The sequence below is a fragment of the Luteimonas chenhongjianii genome, from assembly GCF_002327105.1.
GTDB lineage: Bacteria > Pseudomonadota > Gammaproteobacteria > Xanthomonadales > Xanthomonadaceae > Luteimonas > Luteimonas chenhongjianii.
The window spans coordinates 718,092-738,808 of record NZ_CP023406.1; the positions used below are offsets into that span (position 1 = coordinate 718,092).

The following is a 20,717-nucleotide window of genomic DNA, read 5'->3' on the forward strand; positions in this document are numbered from 1 at the left end:
GTCGGCCGGCTCCGATCTTCCTCGTGGTGACCCGCTTGAGGGCGCGTTTCACCGTTTCTCGCGGAAGTGCCGACACCGCGGCACGGACCGATGCGCGCGTTGGACGGCGCTTCGCCGCGGCGTCGCAAGCCGGGGCACTCGCCGCAACTTCCCGATAGGCGAAGCCCGCGGAGCGTGCAGCTGCACGTTCCGCGCTTCCTGCCGCGCAACGCGTGCGCGGAGGCTGCGCAGTGCGTCAGCCGAGCGCGGCGACCGGATCCTGTCCGCTTGGCACGTGCGCGAATACCAGCGGCACGCCATGGGCCTGCAGGACCGCGCCGAACTGGCGCTGGCGCGCCTCGTACATCGCGAATCCATGCGCGAGCCGGGCCTGATCCTGTTCCGTGCCGGCGCACCGGCGTCGCCAGTCTTCGGCCGACAGCATCGCGATGCGCACCTCGCCATCGACATAGCGCAACAGCGGCTCGGGCGGAGCGTCGAGCCAGGCCTCGGAGTCCGCCGCGAGCAACGCGGTTTCCAGCACGTCCCACAGCGGATCGAGGCCCTGGTTGCGGTACTGCAGTGCGGTCATCGCCAGCAGGTCGTGCAGCGTCAGATAGCGCGCATGTTCGATGCGCACCCCGAACGCCTCCTGCGCATGCAGCGCGGTGTCCGCCTGCGCCATGCCCAGATCGAGCAGGTCGGCCTCCATCTGCGCCGACACCGCTTCGACGACCGCCGCCTCACCGGCGAACAGATACGGCAGAACCCGCAGGCGGCCGCCGGCGAGTTGCGGGTCCGCCTGGAACGGCAGTGGCACCACGCCTTCGGCGTCGGCACCGAAGGCGATGATCCGCGCGCCCTGCCCGGACTGCGGCGCGCGCTGGCGCAGTTCGTCGAGGCGGCGATGGATCGGCCAGCCGGGGCGCAGCAGCTCGGCGGGGTCGAAGTGCGCGCCGGCGAGCACGAGGTCGAGCTCGCGCGCCGCGGGCACCAGCACGCCCAGGTCGCGCCCGAGCAATCGCGCCAGCTCGCCGGCGGCCGCCTGGCCCAGCGCCGCGCGCGCCGGCATGGCGTCGTCGCTCAATTCCAGGGCGAACACGCCGTGCACCTGCGGGCTGGCGGCCGCGCGGGCAACATCATGTCGGGAAATGTCGGGATCTGCGGTCATTGGCCGTGCACATCATCGTGGATACACTCGTTCACATTATGCCCGTCCCATTCCGGGACAGGCTCACGCAGGTCCTGTCGAGGTCATACCGATGCTGCTAGGTCGTCCCGTCGCCGTGCTGGGTGGCGTCCGTATCCCGTTTTGTCGTCAGAACACCGCCTATGCGGACGTGGGAAATCTGGGGATGTCGGTCCGTACGCTGGGGGCCCTGGTCGAGCGTTTCGGGCTGCACGGTCAACAGCTCGGCGAAGTCGCGATGGGCGCGGTGATCAAGCATTCCAGCGACTGGAACCTGGGCCGCGAAGCCGCTCTGTCCTCGGGCCTGTCGGCGCTGACCCCGGGCATCACCCTCCAGCGCGCCTGCGGCACCTCGCTCGATTCGATCATCACCATCGGCAACAAGATCGCGACGGGCCAGATCGAGTCCGGCATCGGCGGCGGCTCGGACACCACGTCCGACGTGCCGATCGTCTATGGCCGCGCGCTGCGTCGACGCTTGCTGGCGGCCAACGCGGCCAAGACCACGCGCGACAAGCTGGCTGCCTTCAAGGGCTTCCGCCTGCGCGAACTCAAGCCTGATTTCCCCGGCGTCGCCGAGCCGCGCACCGGCAAGTCGATGGGTGAGCACTGCGAGGACATGGCCAAGCAGTGGAACATCGCCCGCGATTCGCAGGACGAGCTCGCGGTTGCCTCGCACCACAAGCTGGCCGCTGCCTACGAGCGCGGCTTCTTCGATGATCTGGTGGTGAACTTCCGCGGCGTCTCGCGCGACAACATCCTCCGGCCCGATACGACGATCGCCAAGCTGGCGACGCTCAAGCCAGCGTTCGACAAGACATCGGGCCGCGGCACGCTGACGGCCGCCAATTCCACGCCGTTGACCGACGGCGCTGCCGCGTGCCTGCTGTCCAGCGACGAATGGGCCGCGACCCACGGTCACGAAGTGCTGTGCCACATCCGCGACGCGCACGTGTCGGCGGTCGACTTCGTGCATGGCGAAGGCCTGCTGATGGCCCCGACCGTCGCAGTGGCCGAGATGCTCGCGCGCAACGGCCTGACCCTGCAGGACTTCGACATCTATGAGATCCACGAAGCCTTCGCCGCGCAGGTGCTGTGCACGCTGCGCGCATGGGAAAGCGAGGAATACTGCCGCACGCGGCTGGGCCTTTCGGCGCCGCTGGGCCGGATCGACCCGGCCAGGATCAACCCGCTGGGCTCGTCGCTGGCGACCGGGCATCCCTTCGCCGCGACCGGCGCGCGCGTGGTCGCTACCGCCGCCAAGCAGCTCAAGGAACGTGGCGGTGGACGTGCGCTGATCTCCATCTGCACCGCCGGCGGCATGGGCGTGGTCGCGATTCTCGAACGCTGAAACGCGGAGCCTGCCATATGCCCATCTGCAATCCCGGCCGGCTCGGCCTGCTCGCCGCCGCGGTACTCGCGCTGGCGGGCTGCGGCGGAGAAGACACGCCCGTGGCGAGCGGCCCCCAAATCATCGCCGCGCCTCCACCACCGGAAGCCTTGCCCGACTGCGCCGCGATCGCAACTGCACTGGGCGATCTGGTCGAGGGCCTTGTCGTGGTCGACGAGGCCGGTACGCGTCAGCAATCGCCGGAGAATTACGATCTCAGCTGCGTCTGGCGCGGGAGCGAGGACGGCGCCGCGCTGGGAACCTTCATCATCGTCGACCAGGTGCCGCTGACCGCAACCGACATGCAGCGCGCCGGCATGTACGTGGAGGATCCGCGGGTATCGCCGCTGGGCGGATTCGTTGCCATTCCCGACGGTCTGCTCGACGGCAATGCACCGCTCGGCCCGGTCGGGCCCCAGGTGATCGTCGGGCCGGTCACGGTGACGCTGGCGTCCAATGGCCGCGGCCGCGCGGCGGAATACACGCTCGATCAGGCCGTCGACGCGGCGGTTGCCATCCATCGTCTGATGCGCTGATGCGCCGCGGACCTCGCGGCTGAGGCCGCGGGCTCGCGCGTCGGCAGGACCCGATGGACGCGGAGCCTGTCGCCCGATGCGCAAGCGGACCGCGTGGACGGCCCGCGCCACCGCCCATGCTCAGCGCGGGTCGTGCGCCGAGCCTGCACGGAAATGCTCCGGCGAACCGGCAGATCCCCTCACGCGCGTCGGCTCAGAACCGCTCCGTCGCATGCGGGGGCGCATCGCCGTCCACGTACGGCAGGCCATGCGCGTCGCGCATCTCGGCTTCGATCGGCGCCTCGTCGAACGTGGCGGTCGCCGCTGGAAGCGCAACCACCGGCTCGTTGCGGGCGGCGCGCAGCGCGTTGGCGTAACACAGGCGCGCGTTGCGATCGTCGCCGCTGGCGGCGTAGCCGTCGCCCATCACCATCCAGGCTTCGCTGCCTGCGCCCTGGTCGATGGCGCGCTGCAGGTAACCGCGCGCGTTGATCCAGTCGCGCTGCATATGGTGCAGGCGGGCGAGGCCGAGCATCACGCCAGGGCTGGCGGGATGCGCATTGAGCCACCGCTCCAGGCGCGCCTGGCGATGCGCCGGGTCGCCGATCTCCAGAGTCGCGTAGCGCGCGGCGACGCGTTCGTCCCAACGCGCATCGAGCGCGGTTTCGAGACTCTTGAGCGCCGCGTCATGCCAGCCGAGTGCGCTCGCCCGATCAGCGTAGGCCAGCACCACGGCCGCCTGGGTGCGGGTGGCTTTGGGCAGCGCTTCCCAGCGCTCGGCCAGGACGTTGGGTTCCGGCGCCTCACGCAACGATGCCGCGGCCCAGCGGTTCTCGCGCAGCTCGAGTTGCGCATCGCTCAGTGCGTTCTGGCGACGCAGTGCGCCGAGCAGCCCGTAGGCTTCCGCGGCGTGGCCGGTCATCGCCCAGGCATCGGCACGCAGCGCGAGACCGCGCGGCGGCAGTGGCTGCGCAGCCGGGGCCTCGAGCGCGGCAAGCGCGTCGATCGGACGTTCTTCGAGCAGGGCGATCTCCGCCAGCGCGATCGCGCGCGTGGCCGGATGCCGGTCGCCGAGGCGGTCCAGGTGCGCACGCGCACCAATCGCATCCCCGCGGGTGATCGCGGCCTGGGTCGCGGCCACCCGCGCCGCCGGTTCGTAATACGGGTTTTCGTCGGCCGACTGCAGCAGCAGCTTCTCTGCGCGTGCGTAATGGCCCTGGTGCAGCGCATCGAGGCCCTCGCCGAGGCGACTCTGCGCGCGCGTCTCGCGATAGCGGCCCCAGCTGCGGAAGGGGAGCATCAGCAGCGAGACCAGCAGCCACAGCACGACCAGTGCGCCGAGCAGCATGGCGATCGCGTTGATCACTGTGGTCGTGTAGTCGACGCCGCCGCGGCGGACCAGCACGTAGCCCGGGTCACTCGACAGCAGCAGCTGCGCGGCAAGCGCGCCGACCAGGGCGATGACGATCCAGACCAGCAAGGCACGAAGCAGGGACATGGCGACTCCAGGGGTGGCGCAGGTGGAAGTGAACACGGTGCCAGATCGCGCCGTGACGGGCCTGTCGCGACGCTCGGGCGCATTCATGGAAGGGCGTCGCGCGGGCAGCTGAACCTCGCCCGGAACCCGGGTCAGCGACTGTCGTGGTGGCTCATCCGAGCCTCCCCCGGACGCGCCGCCGCCAGCAGCGATGCAGGCCGCGCATCGGTGGCGCGTTCCACCCACGCGAATCCACAGTCGCGTGCGAGGGCTTCGAGCCGTTCGCTGGCAGCCAGCACCTGGGCCCGACGCAGTCGAGCGAGCGCGGGCTCGGGCAGTGCGGCCAGCGTACGGGTCAGGGCTTCGCCGCTGCTCAGTGGCAGCAGCCAGGGGTCGGGCAGGGCGAGCAGGCGCGCGATGCGCGCAGGCGCCGGCGGCGTGGGCTCGCGCACGTAGACGTCGGCGCGGCGCAGGTCAGCGCCGGCATTGCCGAGTGTCTGCGCAATCACGCCGCGGCCGCCGGGGGCGGTCACCAGGCCAACGCTGCGTCCGTCCACCGCGGTGAGCGCCGGCAACGACAGCAGGCCTTCGCTGTCCATGCGCGCAGGCGACTGCACGCCGGCGACGCCGACCCGCGCGAGCGCGCGCGCCGTGCCCGCGCCGACCGCAAGCCATGCCTGACCGGCGCGCGCACAGAGCGGCTGCAGCGCCGCGGCGGCTGCGGCCGCGGGCGGGCTGGTGAAGACGACGACGTCGGCGGCAAGGGCATGGGCGAGTGCGGCGCGGGTGTCCGCGTCATCGCGCTGGGCGATCCGCCAGGGCGCGAGCGCGAACGTGCGCGCGCCGTGGCGGGCAGCTTCCCGCCGCAAGGCCGCATGGGCGTCCGCCGGTCGCAGGGAGATGACGTAACATCCCGCGAGTTGCGGGACAGCAGGCGCGCGATGCATGCGCCCAGCTTGGTGGGTGCTGCGTTGCGGCGCAAGCCGGCGCCCGCCCTCTCCACAGGATCCTGCATGACACTTGAAGATTCGCTGCGCGCCCTGGAGGCGCACTACGCCTCGATGCCGCCGGTGGCGGCAATGAATATTTCGGTCGCGGGTTACGACGGCGAACGGCTGCGCCTGCATGCGCCGCTCGCGGCCCATGTCAACGACAAGGGCTCGGCCTTCGGCGGCAGCCTGGTCTCGACGATGACCCTCGCGGCCTGGGGGCTGGTCACGTTGCGGGTGGAGCAGGCCGGTCTCGACGCGGAGGTCTATGTCGCCGACTCCAGCATCCGCTACCGGGCGCCCGTGCTGGCCGATCTCGAAGCGGAAGCGAGCCTGGACCCCGACAGCGACTGGGACGTCTTCGCACGCACCCTGCGCGAGCGCGGGCGTGCACGCGTCGGACTCACCGCACGCGTCGCCCTGCCCGATGGCAGCATCGGCACCGAAATGCAGGCGCGCTATGTCGCGCTCCTGCGTCAGCCCGGCCAGGCCTGAGCCCGGCGGCGGCGCGTTGTCCGCGGCACTTGTGCCGGGGGCCGTCGCTGCGAAAAATCCGTCTCCTTCCCGCAGCCGTCCCGGATCCCGCCCATGCGCCATCCCTGCCTGAGCTGCGGTGCCTGCTGCGCCCATTACCGGGTGTCCATGCACTGGATGGAAACAGATGCGGGCGGCGGCGTGGTTCCGCTGGCGTCGACCGAGCCCTTCGGCGGTCACCAGGTGGCCATGCGCGGGACCTGGGAAGCGCAGCCGCGTTGCGTCGCGCTGGATGCCCGGATCGGCCAGTACTCGCGCTGCACGATCCATCCGCGGCGCCCCACCGCCTGTCGCGACGTCGCCGCCTCCTGGGAAAACGGCGCCGCGAGCCCGCAGTGCGACCGGGCGCGGCTTGCCCATGGCCTGCCGGCGCTGACCGCGGCCGACTGGGCGCTGGTGTACGTCGTGCACGTCGACGCCATCAGTACCGGTGACGAACCGCCATTCGAGAGCCTGGCGTCGGCACATCACGCGCCGGCGCGGGCCTGACGCCAGCGAGTGAGTGGGGCCGGCGCGCGCCGACGCGCTCAGAGCGGATGGGCGTCCAGGAAGCGGCGGATCGCCGGGACCAGCACCGCGTGCTTGTCCTCGAGCACGTAATGCCCTGCGTCCTCGAAGGCCATGACTTCTGCCTGCGGCAGCGCCGCGCGGAAGCCGTCGAGGAAGTGCCGATCGAACACGAAGTCCTGCAGGCCCCAGCCGATGAAGGCCGGGCGGTCGGCATACGCCGGCAGGCGCTTGCCGGCAGCCTCGAGCAGGGGCCAGGCGCGGTCCTTCGCGCTGAGCGGGATGTCCTGCATGAAGCGCACCGTGGAGATGCGGTTGGCCCAGCTGTCATAGGGCGCGACATAGGCGCGGCGTACGTCGGCCGGCATGCGGGTCTCGACGCCGAGCCAGGACGCGCCGCTGGAGAACGCATTGAATCCGCGGATGATCCACTCGCCCACCGTGTAGTCGCGCCCCAGCGCGATCTGCCATGGCATCGGCTTCTCGGCCGGCAGCGGAAACGCCGCGGTGTTGGTGATCACCAAGCGCTTCACCTGGGGCATGTGCTCGAGCGCCCAGCCGAAGCCGATCATGCCGCCCCAGTCATGCACCGCCAGGGTCACCGGCCCGTCGATGCCCAGATGGGCGAGCAGGGCGCCGATGTCCTCGACACGCGAGGCCAGCGTGTAGTCGTAGCGCGGCGAAGCATTGCGCGCGTCATCGGGCTTGTCCGACCAGCCCATGCCGATGTGGTCGGGCACGATGCAGCGGTAGCGATCGCGCAGTCCCAGCACCAGGTGCCGCCAGTAGTAGCTCCACGAGGGATTGCCATGCAGCATCAGCACGATCTCGCCGTCGCGCGGGCCTTCGTCGAGGTAATGCATGTGTACGCCGGGGCGCACTTCGACCCTGTGGCCGCGGAAGGGATAGTCGGGGAGCTGCACGCATCGAACGCCGGATTGATGAACGCGGACATTGTAGACAGTTCACCCGGATCGCTCTTCGCAACGCCGGTGGCACGTAGGTCCGACGTGAAAAGTGCAGCGCTAAGTGCGGCACCCGACGGTGACGTTCAGAACACTTGCGTATGCTGGAAAAATGAATGCGATCGCCGACAAATCCAGCGTCGACGCTCCGGGTACACGCCAGTTCCTGCGTGCCGGAACCGCGGATCTTCATGCGCGCGTCGATGCCTGTTTCGCCGGGGGCCTGGCGTCCCGCCTGGCCTACGGCCGGTATCTCGTCGGCATGCACCGCTTCGCTGCCGACCACGAAATCGTCGTCGATGCACTGCCCCGGCTGTCGTTCTGGCTGGCCGCGGATCTGCAGCAGCTGCGGCTGACGCCACTGCCGCCATCGGGGTATCGCGGCCGCGCCGCCGATGCCGAGGAGCGCCTGGGTTGGGACTACGTCATGGCCGGCAGCAGCCTCGGCGCGCGTTATCTGGTGCGTGGCGCGCAGGCGCTGGGGCATGACGAGGGCGCAGGTGCGCGCTTCCTGACCCGGCATGCGGCCAGCAGCGACTGGTCGCGCGTACTCGAGCGGCTCGATGCCTATGGCGATTGCGCCGAGGCGGCGCGGGCGCGTCTGCTGCAGGGCGCGCGCGATGCATTCCTGCTGGTCGAGTCATGTTTCCAGCGCAGTTTCGGCGCGATGCCTGCGCCCCCCATCCAGGAGCCCGCAGCATGAATCCACAGCTCGAACGCGCACTTCAGGAGTGCGCCAACGAACCGATCCATCTTTCGGGCGCCATCCAGCCACATGGGTACCTGATCAGCTGCCAGCTGCCGGACTGGACCATCCGCCACGTCTCGGCGAATGTCGAAGCGCTGACCGGCGCCGAGCCCGCGGGCATGCTGCGGCACTCGCTGCGCGAGTTCCTGACCGACGACCTGATCCAGGCGATCGCCGAGACGGTCGGTTTCGGCGAGCCCGGCGCGCCCGCGCAACGCGCGGCGGTCGGCAATATCGGCCCGATGGCGGACCTGTGCGACATCAGCGTGCATGTCGCCGACGGCCTGGTGCACATCGAGATCGAACCGCAGCCACGCGGCGCGGGGGAGCGCTCGCCGACCGTCGTCGCGCAGACGATGATCGCGCGCGTCGCCGCAAGCGAGGATATCGACGATTTCAACCAGCGCGTCGCCGAGCAGGTGCGCCTGTTGACCGGCTATGACCGGGTGATGGTCTACCGCTTCCGCCACGACGACGCCGGTGAGGTGGTTGCCGAATCCCGCGATTCCGCGCTGCAGACTTATCTGGGTCTGCGCTATCCGCCCTCCGACATCCCGGTGCAGGCGCGCACGCTGTACCTGCGCAACCGCATCCGGGTGATCCCGGACGCCACCTACGTGCCCGTGCCGATCCTGCCGGACCGTGACAGCCGCGGCGCGCCGCTCGACCTGGGGCAGATGGCGCTGCGCAGCGTCTCGCCGGTGCACCTCGAATACCTCGCCAACATGGGCGTCGTGGCGTCGATGTCGATCTCGATCATTTCCGGCGGGCGTCTGTGGGGGCTGATCGCCTGCCACCACCGCAGTGCACGCCGGGTGCCGCCGGGGATCCGCGCCGCCGCCGATCTGTTCGGCCTGTTCGTGTCGATGCGCGTGGCCTCGCGCGAGCAGCACGATGCCGTGGCGCTGGAAGAAAACGCACGCAGCGTCCGTGATGCGCTCTCGCTGCGCCTGGACAACGCCGCCGATCCGCGCCTGGCCCTGCAGGGCGAGCTCGATCTGCTGTGCCGGGCGGTCGCCTGCGATGGCGTCGGCCTGGTGCAGGCGGGTCACTGGTACGGCGCCGGTCGCACCCCGAACGAATCGCGCATGCCGGACCTGCTCGACTGGTTGCGCCGCACCCACAACGGCGCCGGGCCGGTGGCCACCGAGCATGCCGCGGACTGGTGTCGCGGCCCCGGGGAAACCGACGGACTTGCCGGCGTACTGGCGCTTCCCCTGGACCTGTCCCGGAACGAATGGCTGTTCTTCTTCCGGCGCGAGCAGATCGAGGAAGTGCGCTGGGCGGGGCGCCCCGACGAGCCGTTCCTCGTGGATGGAGACGGCGGCAAGATCGGTCCGCGTGCGAGCTTCTCGGCCTGGAACGAAACCGTGCGCGGCCACGGGTTGCCGTGGAGTGACGGCGACCGCCGCGTGGTCGGGCGTCTGCACCAGATGCTGCGCGAGCGTTACCGCCGCGGCGCGGCGCACTCGAGCGTGGGTGACCTGAGTGCGCGACGGGTCCGCCTCGACGTGCGCGAACAGCGCGGCCGGTTGCTGCAGCTGTCCGAACTGCTCGAAGGCCTGGTCCACGTCAGTCCGCGCGAGGCGGCCCAGCTGTCGGCGCGCATCAATACCCTGGAAAGCGAGCTGCAGTCGCTGATCAGTGCGGTGAGCGCGGTGGACGACTGAGGCGGTCGCGGCGGCATACGGAAAAAGGCGCCCGAGGGCGCCTTTTTCATCTCTGGTCCATCCAGCCGGGACTACCGGTGGCGGATGCGCCGGGGACTTACCACTCCACCTCGGCCATCGAGCAGTTCAGGCCCGAACCGATGCCCAGCAGCGCGATGCGGTCGCCCTTCTTCAGGCGGCCCAGCTCCTTGAGCTTGCTCAGCACGATCGGCACCGAGGCCGGGCCGATGTTGCCGTGTTCGCCGAAGATCGTGTGGACCTTCTTCGGATCGATGCCGAAGGTCTGCACGAAGGCGCCGGTGTGCACCTTGCTGACCTGGTGGATCACGAACTGGTCCAGCTCGTCGACCACCCAGCCCATCGCTTCGCGCGCGGCGGTGAAGGTCTTCTGCGCGAGCTTCATGCCTTCCATCAGCAGCATGCGGGTGTCGGTGACCATGCGGTCCAGGTTGCCCCGGCACAGCGTGTTCCACTCGGTCGCCGAACGCGTCACGCCACCCTTGTAGCGCGGCGCATCGGGCAGGAGGTCGGCGCGGGCCAGCACCATCGCCGCCGAACCGCAGCCCAGGGTGAGCGTGGCCAGCTCGTTGCGGAAGTCTTCTTCCGTCGTCTCCGGACGCAGCAGGCGCTCGATGGTCTTCTCGTAGGCCAGATTCGCGGTCTCGCCATCGACGATCAGCGCGTAATCGATCTCGCCCAGCTCGATCATGCGGCTGGCCACGTCCATGCCGTTGACGAACGCCAGGCAGGCATTGGCGAGGTCGTAGTTCTGGCAGGTATCGGGAATGCCCAGGTTGCCGCCGACGATGCTGGCGGTGGACGGCTCGAGGTAGTCGCGGCTGACCGAGGTGTTGACCAGCAGGCCCAGCTTCGACACGTCGAGACCGGCATCCTCGAGCGCCTTGCGGCCGGCCATGGTCGCGGCATCGGAGGCCTGGACTTCGTCGTCCCACAGGCGGCGGGCATGGATGCCGGCGATGTCCTTGAGCACATCGGTCTTGATGCCGAGGCGGTCGATGGTCGGCTTCAGCCGCGCATTGATGTCGTCGCTGGTCACGCGGTGCGGCGCATCGATATGGGCGAGGCCGGCGATGGCGACGTTCTTGAAGAGCATGGGCTGGGCGCCGGATGTGGCAAAGGAGCCGTATAGGGTACCCGCTTCGTCGTGGTGGCGCATTTGGAGGGCTCCTGGAATGCCCGGCCCAGGGCTGTCCCGCGCGCATCGGCATGGCGCCGCCCGTTGCGATGCTGCGGCCGGTGCGCGTTCACCATGGCGTGGCGCGGGTGCGCAGCATGCCCCCCGGCGAGCGGCGCGGCAGACACGGTCGCAGCGGCGTTGCACCCGCTTTCGGGCCTGCATCGCGGCTTCGGAATACAGAAAAAATATCGTCTGAAGATTGCGCGGGCGACTTCCACCGTGGGGGGCATCACGCACACTGCGTCCCGCAACCGGAGAGGGGCGATGCGCAGCAAACTGTTCGTGCCGGGCGTACGCCCGGACCTGTTCGACAAGGCCTGGACCGGCCTGGCCGATGCGGTCTCCTTCGACCTCGAGGACGCCGTCGCCGATGCGCGCAAGGCCGAGGCGCGCGGCAACGTAGCGGGATTCCTGCAGTCGCGGGCCCGCGGGCCCGGCATGCCGCTGGCGATCGTGCGGACCAATGCACCCGCATCGCCCGAGTTCGAGGCCGACCTGGCCGCCGTCCTGCCGGCCGCCCCGGACCTGGTCAACCTGCCCAAGACCGACAGCGCCGACGACGTGCGCGCTGCGGTCGCGCGTATCGAGGCGCAGGAGCGCGCGCTGGGGCTGGCCCCGTCGGCCGGCCTGCTGCTGAACATCGAGACCCCGAGGGCGCTGCGCAACGCGGCCGCGATCGCTGCTGCGCACCCGCGCGTGGCCGGCCTGCAACTCGGCCTCGGCGACCTGTTCGAACCCAATGGCATCCGCCGCGACGTGTCCGCGCATGTGCAGGCGGTGATGCTGCAGGTGGCGCTGGCCGCCGCCGAGGCCGGCGTGTTCGCCTGCGACGGCGCCTGGGCCGATCTCGGCGACGATGCCGGTTTCCAGCGCGAGGCGCAGCTCGCGCGCGAGCTCGGCTTCGTCGGCAAGAGCTGTATCCATCCCCGCCAGGTGCCGCTGGCGCACGCGATCTTCAGTGTGGACGCCGACGAGCTGGCCCGCGCGCAGCGGGTCGTCGACGGGGCCGCCGAGGCCCGCCGCGACGGCAACGCGGTCTGCGTCGTCGACGGACGCATGGTCGATGCCCCCTATCTGCGCCGGGCCGAACGCGTGCTGGCCCAGGCTCACCGCGCCGCGCGCGCCCGCAGCGCCCCGGCGCAATGACGCATCCCCCACATATCGCGGCCACGCCCGCCACCGGAACGTCCCGTATGCCCCGCAATCCCCTGCGCCGCCTCCTGCAGGCGACAGGCTTGCTCTGCCTCGCGCTGCTCGCGCCGCTGGCGGCACAGGCCGACAGCCTCACCTCGGTCGATACGCGCGCGCTGCCCGCCCTGCCGGAACCCGCCAATGTGCAGGCGCTGGTCGTGGTCGATGACCGCCCACTGGCGCTGGCTGGTGATCGCGCCTGGATCCTCGCGCCCGATGCGGGCGCCTGGCAGCCGGTCGCGATCCCGGCCGGGTTGGGGGATGCGCCGGTCGCAGCCGTGGCCAGCGTCGACGGTCGCGCGTTCCTGCTGCCGGAAGTGGACGGTCGGGCCGTCCGTCCGCTGGCGCTGTCGTGGCGCGGCGGGACGTTGCTCGCCCGGCCGCTGGCGGAGTTCCCCGAGCCCTTGCAGCAGCCGCAGGTGGCGGTGCAGGGCGACACGCTCTACGTGGCCGGGCTCGGCGACGATGGCGGCCCCCGCTTCCTCGCTCTTGCGCAGGCGGGCACGTCCGATACGCAGGCCTGGCGCGCGCTCGACGCATGGCCTGGTGGCGCGGCGCCGGTGACGATTGCGGCGCAACGCTCAGGGATTTACCTCACCAGTGCCGACGGCCATATGCGCCGCTGGAGCGAAGGCGCCTGGAGCGATCGTGGCCAGTTGCCCGGTGCGCCGCAGACGGGCGTCGCCCGTGCCATCGGCCAGGCGCACATCCTCTACCTGGTGCGTGCCGCGCCTGGCGCTGCCGCCGAGCTGCGTCTGTTCCACACGATCACCGATGCGTGGGCGCCGCTGCCGGGAACACTCTCCGGCGATCTGCGCCTCGCCACCGGCTGGGGCAACGGCCTGCTGTGGGCCGAGGGCGACGGCGCGCAGTTGCGGTTGCATCACGACACCCTGCGGTCCGGCCAGCATCTGCTGCACTGGATCGACTGGCTGGTGATCGGGGTCTACCTGCTCGCGATGCTGGGCATCGGCGGATACTTCTACCTGCGCGAACAGAACGGCTCGGAAGCCGAATTCTTCATGGGCGGTCGCAGCATTCCGTTCTGGGCGGCCGGCGTGAGCCTGTATGCCACCAACACCAGTTCGATCAGCTTCATCGCCATTCCCGCCAAGGCTTTCGAGAGCAACTGGCAATACCTGACCAACAACCTGGTCGCGGTGCTGGGACTGATGTTCGTGGCGGTGTGGATCGTGCCGCTGCTGCGCCGGCTCGATCTGATGTCGGTGTTCTCGTACCTCGAAACCCGCTTCCATCCGGCGATCCGCATGCTGGCCAGCGCACTGGCGATCCTGATGCAGATCGGCAGCCGGCTCAGTGTGATCCTGTTCCTGCCCGCGCTGGCGATCGCCACGATCACCGGCATCGACGTCGCCTGGAGCATCCTGATCATGGGGGTGTTCACCATCATCTACACGGTGATGGGCGGCATGCGCGCGGTGGTGTGGACCGACTTCGTGCAGGTGTTCGTGAAGATGGGCGGCGCGGTGTTCGCGATCATCTTCATCCTGTACTCGCTGGGCAGCGACCTCGGCGCGGTGCGCGAGGCGGTGGTGCTGGAAGACAAGACGAAACTGCTGGATTTCAGCTTCGACCTGACCAAGGCCACGGTCTGGGGGTTCATCTTCCTGGTGGTGTTCGACGTCGTGCTGACGTTCCCCAAGGACCAGGTGCTGATGCAGCGTTCGCTGTCGACCAAGTCCGACAAGGAAGCGGGTCGCTCGATCTGGGTGTTCGCCGCGATCATGATCCCCGGCGGCTTCGTGTTCTATTCGATCGGCACGGCGCTGTGGATGTATTACCGGCAGAACCCGGAGCGCCTCGACCCGCTGCTGCCGATCGATGCGACCTTCCCGCTGTTCATCGCCGCCGAACTGCCGGTGGGCGTGACCGGGCTGATCATCGCCGGCATCTTCGCGGCCGCGATGTCGACGCTGTCGAGCATCATCAACAGCTGCGCCACGCTGCTGTCGGTGGACTTCTACGATCGTCTGGCGAAGGCGCCGACCGAGCGCGGCAGCGTGCGCTTCGCCGAATGGATGACGGTGGTCATCGGCCTGATCGGCATCGCCCTGGCGCTGCTGCTGTCGCGCTTCGACATCCATTCGCTGTTCGACGTGTCGATCGAACTCGCCGGCCTTCTCGGCGGCGGCTTCGCAGGCGCGTACACGCTGGGCATGTTCACCCGCCGCGCGAACTCGCCAGGCGTGGCGATCGGCATCGGCTCGGCGATCGTGCTCACCACGTTGGCCTGGTCGTACAACCTCGTGCATCCATACTTCTATCTCGGCATCTCGATCATGCTGTGCATCGTGATCGGCTACGTCGCCAGCCTGTTCTTCCCGGCGCCCACGCGGTCGCTCGAAGGCCTGACCGTGCACACCCCGGCGCCGCGCTGAGCGCGCCGGGGATGAGATCATGTGCGCCGCGCCAGCCCTGACCCGGCGCAGCAGACAGCCATCGTGGATACCCAGTTCCTCAGAACCTTCATCTACGTCGTCGATCGCGGCTCCATGGCCGCCGCGGCCCGCCACCTCAACATCACGCCCGCAGCCGTCGCCCAGCAGATCCGCACCCTCGAGCGCGAACTCGGGGCGCCGCTGGTCGCCCGCGCCGGCCGTACGGTGGCGGTGACCGAGGAAGGCGCGCGGATTCTGCAGCGCGCACGGGACATCCTGCGCGACGTCACCGATCTGCGCAGCGCAGCCAACGATCTGTCGGTGTCCGGCGAACTGCGGCTGGGCGCCTGTCCCACCGCGCTGGCCGGCATGCTGCCCGACGTATTGGCGCGGATGGTGCGCTCGTTCCCGCAGATCAACGTGTTCATCCAGCCGGGCTATTCGGCCGAACTCTATGGCGAGGTCGACGCCGGCGCACTGGACGCGGCGGTGGTGCTCGAAGCGCCGTATCCCCTGCCCAAGGCCTGCAACTGGGAACTGCTGCGCGAGGAGCCGCTGGTCGTGCTGGTGCCCGAGTCCATGGCCGCTCGCGACCCGCACGACGTGCTTCGCAGCGAACCGCTGATCCGCTACGACCGCCACCAGTGGGGCGGACGCCAGGCCGACGAGTACCTGCGCGCGGCCGGCATCGTGCCGAAGGAGCGGTTCGAACTCAACGCGCTCAATGCGATCGCGGTGATGGTGGACCGGGGGCTGGGCGTGTCGCTCGTGCCCGACTGGTCACGGCCGTGGCCCGAGGGCGTGAGGCTTGCGCGGCTGCCATTGCCCGGGCCGTGCAAGGCGCGGCGGATCGGCCTGGTCTGGGCGACCGGCGGCGCGCGCGCGCGGGCCGTGGCGGCGCTGCGCGAGGAGTGCAAGGCGGTCAGCGCACAGCGCTGACCGCCCCGGCGGCACGCGGTTTCAGCGCGGCGGGAAATCGGCCGGATCGGGACGCCGCACCGGCACTCCGTCGCCGTCGCAGGTGCCGGCGCGGCACAGGTGCTACTCCCGCCGGTAGCAGGGGCGGTCCGGCACATCGAGGTCCGCTGGGACGCCAGGCGGCACCACGGAACGGTCGGGCGACCGGGTGCTGCGCCGCAACATATTTCGGCTGTCTGCAAACGATAGTTTTCCTAGCGTTTAAAGGTAGTGCCGTCAGGTCCCTCGGCCGGGAGCGCGCACCTACCATGCGATCGCACCGGGTAGGCCCGACCGCTGGCAACTCGCACATGCAGAGGCAGGCGATCGCAAGCGATCCGCATCGCCCTTGCGCCTCCGGGTTCCCCACATCGCACGCGCCAGGTGATTGAACGGTGGGGTCAGCCCGCCGGCAGACCGCACAGATCCTTCGGACAGTGAAGAGAGATGCCATGAACAAAATCCGGCTCACCCCCAGGCTCCAGCTGGCGACCCTTCTCTGCGTGCTGGCTGCACCGGCTGCCGCGTGGACCGAACCGGGGCATGCGGTCATCGCAGAAATCGCATACGACATCCTGCAGCGCGAAGATCCGCAGCGCCTGGACGAGATCGTCGCAGCGATCGACAAGCATCCGGACCAGGCCTCGTTCCGGGTGGCCGTCAACGGCGCCAGCGGTGAGGAACGGCAGCGGCGGCTCCTGAGCCAATGCTCACGCTGGGCGATGGATGCCGCGGGTTCCGTCTTCGATCACCCGACATGGCATGTGGGAGGCCGTGACCTGTCCCGCGAACATGATTACGCCGTGGATGCGGACAACAGGTTCGGCAACGCCACGCAGGCATTCACGCTCAACCTCGCGACGTGGCAGGACAGCACCGCCACTGCGGCGGAACGGGCGCTGTCGCTGTGCTGGGTGATGCACATCGTCGGGGACGTCCATGCGCCGACGCACGTCGCGCAGGAGGTCAGCTCCACGTTCCCACAGGGCGACCGATGGGGGACTCGCCAGTTCGTTCGGGATCAGCCCGATGCCACGGCGGTCGGCCTGCATCGCTACTGGGACTTTGCGATCAGCAAGGATTCCGATCCCGATGCAGCCAGGCGTGTGGCGGCGCAGATAGCCGCGACCTTCGCCGGAAAAATCGGGCGACCCGATGACGAAACAGATATCGACGCCGCTTTCAGCACATGGGTGGACGAGACCTTCGCGCTGGCGCAATCGGCGGCCTATGGGCCGGACCTCGTCACCGGCACGACGGCCGACAGTGCGCCGGTCCTGCCCGAGTCCTACAGGGACCGGACACGGGCCGCCTCGGCGAGACAGGCCGCGCTGGCCGGATCCCGACTGGCATGGATTCTCATGCGCGATCGCTGACCGGCCGGGATCGCGCTGTCGGCAGCGTGGGCTGCTCGACCTTCCAATCGATTCAAAGATGCCTCTGGCTCCCCGGATTGCAGGGAACGTCGCCGCGACAGGGATGAGGTCCGGGGAACGCAGGGCCTGAGCTCCGCCGGCCGAAAGTCCCGACTTCCGGTCGTTCCAGCAGGGCCAGCGATTTCCACTTCCATTCGAATCACGAGCCACCTCGCCTCGCTCGTCCTCACTCCGGGCGGCGGGCACATCACCAGCGTGAGCCGTGCGATCGCACGTGTATCGGCTCGCTACTTTCAACAAGCATCACGGGGACGGATAAAGTGAAGAGACCGATTGCGGCTGCGGTTGGATATATCGTGTTCATGGCGGCGACGGGGGCCCAGGCGGCGGACCCGCCGACGGCGGCCTCCGAGGATGACGCCGCTGGCGATCTGACCAGTGAAGCAGAACGCGCAAGGAACGATCGGGTCACGCGGCTCGATGCCGTGATCACGACCGGGACGCGCAGTGCCAAGGCCGTGGACAAGATCCCCGGTGCAATCACGCTTGTTTCGAGCGCGGAGGTCAGCCGCACGCTTGCGTTGACCGACGACGCCACCGCCGTGCTGGCGCGGAGCGTGCCCGGTTATGCGGAGTCGTCGCAGGCGATGAGCAACACCGGCGAAACCTTGCGCGGTCGCATTCCCCTGCGCCTATTTGACGGTATTCCGCAGGGTTCACCGCTTCGCGAGGGAACGCGCAACGGCACGTTCACCGACATGGGCGTCGTCGAGCGCGTCGAAGTGATCAACGGCCCCTCGGCGGCCGAAGGCATCGGCGCGGCCGGCGGCATCATCAACTACATCTCCAAATCCGCAGTCAACGAGGGCAACGAGTTCACGTTCGGCACCCGCTACTCGACGCAGCTGGAAGATGACTCTTCGATCTACAAGGTCGGGCTCACGTGGGCGCACAAGCGTGATGACTTCGACATGTACCTCGCCGGGACCCGGGTCGATCGTGGAATGACCTGGGACGCCAACGGCCGGCGTATCGGCATGCATCCGTCCGGATCACTCGCCGACTCCACCAGCGACAATCTGTTCGCCAAGTTCGGCTACAACTTCGGCGAGAGCGGCTACCAGCGCATCCAGCTCACGCTTTCGACCTTCGAGCTGGTGGGCAAGGACAACTACATCCAGGAGATCGGCTCGGGGGATCGCAGCATCGGCGTCACCGACACGTCGATCCGCGGTGGCTATCCAGGCAGCTTCACCCCCTTCAACGACTTCAGTCAGGGGCAGCTGAAGTACACGCATGCCGACTTCCTCGGCGGCACCCTGACCGTGGATGCCTACAAGGCCAGCCAGGCCATGCGTTATCTCGCTTCGATCACCGAGGACAAGCAGGACCCGGCGATCGCGCCTCTCGGGACTCTGATCGACCAGTCGGAGATCAACTCGCAGAAGAAGGGGTTCCGGTCGTCGTGGTCGAAGTCGGACATCTTCGGCGTGGCCGGTCTGGAACTGCAGGCCGGCCTCGATCTCGTCGAAGACACCGCAGAGCAGAATCTCGCGCTGACGAACCGGACCTGGGTGCCTCCGATCGACTATTCGAGCTGGGCGCCCTACGTGCAGCTGTCCTGGGACGTGGGCCCGGTCACCATTTCCGGTGGCCTCCGTCAGGAAAACGGCAAGCTCGATGTCGACACCTGGCAGTCGATCTGGTGGAACAACCGCGTCACCGTCGACGGCGGGTCGCTCGACTACCAGACCAATCTTCCGAATCTCGGCGCCATCTGGCGTTTCGCCGACGGCTGGAGCGCGTTCGGCTCGTGGGGCAAGGGATTCACGCTGCCCAACGTGGGCATCGCGCTCCGCAACATCAATACGCCCGGACACTCGGTCGCCGAGGTCACGGATCTCCAGGCCATCATCGTCGAGAACAAGGAGCTCGGCCTGACCTGGCGCGGCCAGCGGGCCGCCCTGTCGGGCTCCGTGTACCGGTCCTCATCCGATTTCGGCGCGACGTTGTCGATCGACCCCCGGACCCGGGACTACGTGCTCAACCGGGCCCCCGTCGAGATCGAGGGCGTGGAGGTCACGGGCGAGTTCCGGTTCGCCGAAGACCTGCGAGGCACGATGGTCTACGCGAAGAGCCTGGGTTATACGAGCTTCACCGCCGGCGGGCCGTTGAACAAAAAGATGGGTGTCAGCGATATCAATCCACCGAAGCTCGTGACGTCCCTGACCTGGGACTATTCCGATAGCGGCAATGTCACGCTGGGGCAAACCACCCTGCTGTCGCGTGCGATCAACGAAGGCTCGACTGCTTTCGAGCAGACCAAGGGCTACACGCTGTGGGACCTGGAGATGAACTACGACACCGGGCGCTACGGTCGGTTTTCGGTCGGCGTGGAGAACCTGACAGACAAGTTCTACATCCTGTCCCTTTCCCAGATCGACGGATACCGGAACTACTTTGCCGGCCGTGGCCGGGTGTTCTCGGTCGGCTACAGCTACACCTTCTGAGGTACGGGCTGCCGGTTCCGCGCCCCGCCGTGGCTCTCGCTGCGGCAGGGCGCGGAACCGTCGGTATTTCCACCGGATCTGCCCCGACGTCGCCATGCGCCCGTCGGCAGGCAGCCGCACGGCCGGTGGAATGGAAGTTGATTGCAATGAGGGTTTTCAGAGGTGACAGCATGATGGGGTCTGTTCTGGTTGCGGGGTCGGCAAATCTCGACTACGTCGTGCGGGCCGAGCGCATTCCGGGCCCGGGAGAAACCGTGCTCGGCCGCGACTTCCGGACCTTTCCCGGGGGCAAGGGCGCCAACCAGGCTGTCGCTGCCGCACGTGCGGGCGCTGCACCAACGCGGATGTTGCTGGCGCTGGGCGACGACGCGCTGGCCGTGCCGGTCGAAGCCTCGTTGCGGGCCGCCGGTGTCGAACTCGACATCCGTCGCCAGCACGCCCACGCCACCGGCGTCGCCTTCATCTGCCTGTCCGATGGCGCCGAGAACGCGATCACGGTCGCGCCGGGCGCCAACACGGCGCTGGTCGCCGACGACCTGCCGGACCTCGCGGGCGTGGACACCCTGCTGCTGCAACTCGAGACCCCGCTCGACGCGGTGGCTGCGTGGGCCGCCCGCGCGCGCGAGGCGGGCGTGCGGGTCGCGCTCAACGCCGCGCCGGCGCGGGCGCTGCCGGAGGCGCTGCTGCGCAATGTGGACGTGCTGATCGTCAATGAAGGCGAACTGGCGATGATCGACGGGCAGGCAGGCGATCTGATCGGCGCGCTCCAGCGCCTGCCCGTGCCGGTGGCGGTCGTCACCCTCGGCGCTGCCGGCTGCATCGCACGCGAAGGCACGCAGCTGCACCTGCAGCCGGCGTTTCCGGTCGCCGCCGTCGATACCACCGCGGCCGGCGACACGTTCTGCGGTGTCCTGGTGGCCGCCCTGGCGCAGGGCGAGGCGTTGCCTGCCGCGATGCGTGCCGCGGCCGCGGCATCGGCGCTGGCGTGCACGGCGCTCGGCGCGCAGTCGAGCGTGCCCGCGCACGCGGATGTCGAGACGCTGCTGCTCGGGCACACCGATGCCGCGGGCCTCGATGCACTTGCCGCCAGCTGTGGCTGGCGGGCCGCCTGATTCCTATTCCG

The 20,717-nt window shown here is 69.1% G+C and carries 17 protein-coding genes; 12 read left to right on the top strand and 5 right to left on the bottom strand.

Going from position 1 to position 20,717, the window contains the following annotated elements; translation table 11 throughout:
• Nucleotides 1-235 precede the first annotated feature (235 nt).
• Nucleotides 236-1,051, bottom strand: a complete 816-nt coding sequence (locus CNR27_RS03260) for a hypothetical protein (RefSeq protein WP_233580271.1) — start codon at nt 1,049-1,051, stop codon at nt 236-238.
• Nucleotides 1,052-1,241: 190 nt separating this feature from the next.
• Here CNR27_RS03260 and CNR27_RS03265 point away from each other — a divergent pair, with 190 nt between their 5' ends.
• Nucleotides 1,242-2,519: an acetyl-CoA C-acetyltransferase gene (locus CNR27_RS03265; protein WP_096296919.1), complete on the top strand. Its 1,278-nt coding sequence runs from the start codon at nt 1,242-1,244 to the stop codon at nt 2,517-2,519.
• Nucleotides 2,520-2,536: 17 nt separating this feature from the next.
• Nucleotides 2,537-3,094 carry a hypothetical protein gene (locus CNR27_RS03270; protein WP_096296920.1) on the top strand — a complete coding sequence of 186 codons (558 nt, stop codon included), beginning with the start codon at nt 2,537-2,539 and terminating at the stop codon, nt 3,092-3,094.
• Between the two features lie 193 nt (nt 3,095-3,287).
• On the opposite strand, the gene CNR27_RS03275 is transcribed toward CNR27_RS03270, so the two are convergent.
• Together CNR27_RS03275 and CNR27_RS03280 are read right to left on the bottom strand one after the other, a co-directional pair.
• Nucleotides 3,288-4,571, bottom strand: a complete 1,284-nt coding sequence (locus CNR27_RS03275) for a heme biosynthesis protein HemY (RefSeq protein ID WP_096296921.1) — start codon at nt 4,569-4,571, stop codon at nt 3,288-3,290.
• Nucleotides 4,572-4,702: 131 nt separating this feature from the next.
• The gene (locus CNR27_RS03280) at nt 4,703-5,497 is read right to left on the bottom strand and encodes a uroporphyrinogen-III synthase (RefSeq protein ID WP_096296922.1); all 795 of its coding nucleotides are present in this window, start codon (nt 5,495-5,497) and stop codon (nt 4,703-4,705) included.
• A 66-nt stretch (nt 5,498-5,563) separates the two neighbouring features.
• On the opposite strand from CNR27_RS03280, the gene CNR27_RS03285 reads away from it, so the two are divergent.
• Both CNR27_RS03285 and CNR27_RS03290 read left to right on the top strand, forming a co-directional pair.
• Nucleotides 5,564-6,034 carry a YiiD C-terminal domain-containing protein gene (locus CNR27_RS03285; protein WP_096296923.1) on the top strand — a complete coding sequence of 157 codons (471 nt, stop codon included), beginning with the start codon at nt 5,564-5,566 and terminating at the stop codon, nt 6,032-6,034.
• A 93-nt stretch (nt 6,035-6,127) separates the two neighbouring features.
• On the top strand, nt 6,128-6,562 hold the full coding sequence (locus CNR27_RS03290) for a YkgJ family cysteine cluster protein (RefSeq protein WP_096296924.1): 435 nt from the start codon (nt 6,128-6,130) through the stop codon (nt 6,560-6,562).
• A 38-nt stretch (nt 6,563-6,600) separates the two neighbouring features.
• Here CNR27_RS03290 and CNR27_RS03295 read toward each other — a convergent pair whose 3' ends face one another.
• Complete coding sequence (locus CNR27_RS03295; protein WP_425435474.1) at nt 6,601-7,503, bottom strand: alpha/beta fold hydrolase; 903 nt, start codon at nt 7,501-7,503, stop codon at nt 6,601-6,603.
• Between the two features lie 154 nt (nt 7,504-7,657).
• Between CNR27_RS03295 and CNR27_RS03300 the strand changes: the two genes are divergently transcribed.
• Nucleotides 7,658-8,248: a biliverdin-producing heme oxygenase gene (locus CNR27_RS03300; protein WP_096296925.1), complete on the top strand. Its 591-nt coding sequence runs from the start codon at nt 7,658-7,660 to the stop codon at nt 8,246-8,248.
• Entirely contained in the window at nt 8,245-9,963 is a 1,719-nt protein-coding gene (locus CNR27_RS03305) for a GAF domain-containing protein (RefSeq protein ID WP_179948215.1), read from the top strand. The genes CNR27_RS03300 and CNR27_RS03305 overlap by 4 nt, the downstream gene beginning before the upstream one ends.
• A gap of 97 nt (nt 9,964-10,060) precedes the next feature.
• Here CNR27_RS03305 and CNR27_RS03310 read toward each other — a convergent pair whose 3' ends face one another.
• Complete coding sequence (locus tag CNR27_RS03310; RefSeq protein WP_096296927.1) at nt 10,061-11,077, bottom strand: 3-oxoacyl-ACP synthase III; 1,017 nt, start codon at nt 11,075-11,077, stop codon at nt 10,061-10,063.
• Nucleotides 11,078-11,425: 348 nt separating this feature from the next.
• Between CNR27_RS03310 and CNR27_RS03315 the strand changes: the two genes are divergently transcribed.
• The 6 genes from CNR27_RS03315 (at nt 11,426) to CNR27_RS03340 (ending at nt 20,706) form a co-directional block, all read left to right on the top strand.
• Complete coding sequence (locus tag CNR27_RS03315; RefSeq protein ID WP_096296928.1) at nt 11,426-12,307, top strand: HpcH/HpaI aldolase/citrate lyase family protein; 882 nt, start codon at nt 11,426-11,428, stop codon at nt 12,305-12,307.
• A gap of 47 nt (nt 12,308-12,354) precedes the next feature.
• On the top strand, nt 12,355-14,751 hold the full coding sequence (locus CNR27_RS03320; protein ID WP_096296929.1) for a sodium:solute symporter: 2,397 nt from the start codon (nt 12,355-12,357) through the stop codon (nt 14,749-14,751).
• A 63-nt stretch (nt 14,752-14,814) separates the two neighbouring features.
• Nucleotides 14,815-15,690, top strand: a complete 876-nt coding sequence (locus CNR27_RS03325) for a LysR family transcriptional regulator (protein ID WP_096300226.1) — start codon at nt 14,815-14,817, stop codon at nt 15,688-15,690.
• Between the two features lie 470 nt (nt 15,691-16,160).
• Nucleotides 16,161-17,084 (top strand): S1/P1 nuclease, encoded by a 924-nt coding sequence (locus CNR27_RS03330; RefSeq protein ID WP_096296930.1) that lies wholly within the window; start codon nt 16,161-16,163, stop codon nt 17,082-17,084.
• Nucleotides 17,085-17,404: 320 nt separating this feature from the next.
• Nucleotides 17,405-19,594: a TonB-dependent receptor gene (locus CNR27_RS03335; protein WP_096296931.1), complete on the top strand. Its 2,190-nt coding sequence runs from the start codon at nt 17,405-17,407 to the stop codon at nt 19,592-19,594.
• A 170-nt stretch (nt 19,595-19,764) separates the two neighbouring features.
• Nucleotides 19,765-20,706 carry a ribokinase gene (locus CNR27_RS03340; protein WP_096296932.1) on the top strand — a complete coding sequence of 314 codons (942 nt, stop codon included), beginning with the start codon at nt 19,765-19,767 and terminating at the stop codon, nt 20,704-20,706.
• The last annotated feature ends 11 nt before the right edge of the window (nt 20,707-20,717 follow it).

Excerpts from the sequence above, each read along its gene's own strand:
- CNR27_RS03280 (WP_096296922.1), bottom strand. The coding sequence starts at position 5,497 with ATGCATCGCGCGCCTGCTGTCCCGCAACTCGCGGGATGTTACGTCATC.
- CNR27_RS03340 (WP_096296932.1), top strand. The coding sequence starts at position 19,765 with ATGATGGGGTCTGTTCTGGTTGCGGGGTCGGCAAATCTCGACTACGTC.
- CNR27_RS03320 (WP_096296929.1), top strand. The coding sequence starts at position 12,355 with ATGCCCCGCAATCCCCTGCGCCGCCTCCTGCAGGCGACAGGCTTGCTC.
- CNR27_RS03330 (WP_096296930.1), top strand. The coding sequence starts at position 16,161 with ATGAACAAAATCCGGCTCACCCCCAGGCTCCAGCTGGCGACCCTTCTC.
- CNR27_RS03310 (WP_096296927.1), bottom strand. The coding sequence starts at position 11,077 with ATGCTCTTCAAGAACGTCGCCATCGCCGGCCTCGCCCATATCGATGCG.
- CNR27_RS03270 (WP_096296920.1), top strand. The coding sequence starts at position 2,537 with ATGCCCATCTGCAATCCCGGCCGGCTCGGCCTGCTCGCCGCCGCGGTA.
- CNR27_RS03315 (WP_096296928.1), top strand. The coding sequence starts at position 11,426 with ATGCGCAGCAAACTGTTCGTGCCGGGCGTACGCCCGGACCTGTTCGAC.
- CNR27_RS03290 (WP_096296924.1), top strand. The coding sequence starts at position 6,128 with ATGCGCCATCCCTGCCTGAGCTGCGGTGCCTGCTGCGCCCATTACCGG.
- CNR27_RS03275 (WP_096296921.1), bottom strand. The coding sequence starts at position 4,571 with ATGTCCCTGCTTCGTGCCTTGCTGGTCTGGATCGTCATCGCCCTGGTC.
- CNR27_RS03265 (WP_096296919.1), top strand. The coding sequence starts at position 1,242 with ATGCTGCTAGGTCGTCCCGTCGCCGTGCTGGGTGGCGTCCGTATCCCG.
- CNR27_RS03285 (WP_096296923.1), top strand. The coding sequence starts at position 5,564 with ATGACACTTGAAGATTCGCTGCGCGCCCTGGAGGCGCACTACGCCTCG.
- CNR27_RS03305 (WP_179948215.1), top strand. The coding sequence starts at position 8,245 with ATGAATCCACAGCTCGAACGCGCACTTCAGGAGTGCGCCAACGAACCG.
- CNR27_RS03300 (WP_096296925.1), top strand. The coding sequence starts at position 7,658 with ATGAATGCGATCGCCGACAAATCCAGCGTCGACGCTCCGGGTACACGC.
- CNR27_RS03260 (WP_233580271.1), bottom strand. The coding sequence starts at position 1,051 with ATGCCGGCGCGCGCGGCGCTGGGCCAGGCGGCCGCCGGCGAGCTGGCG.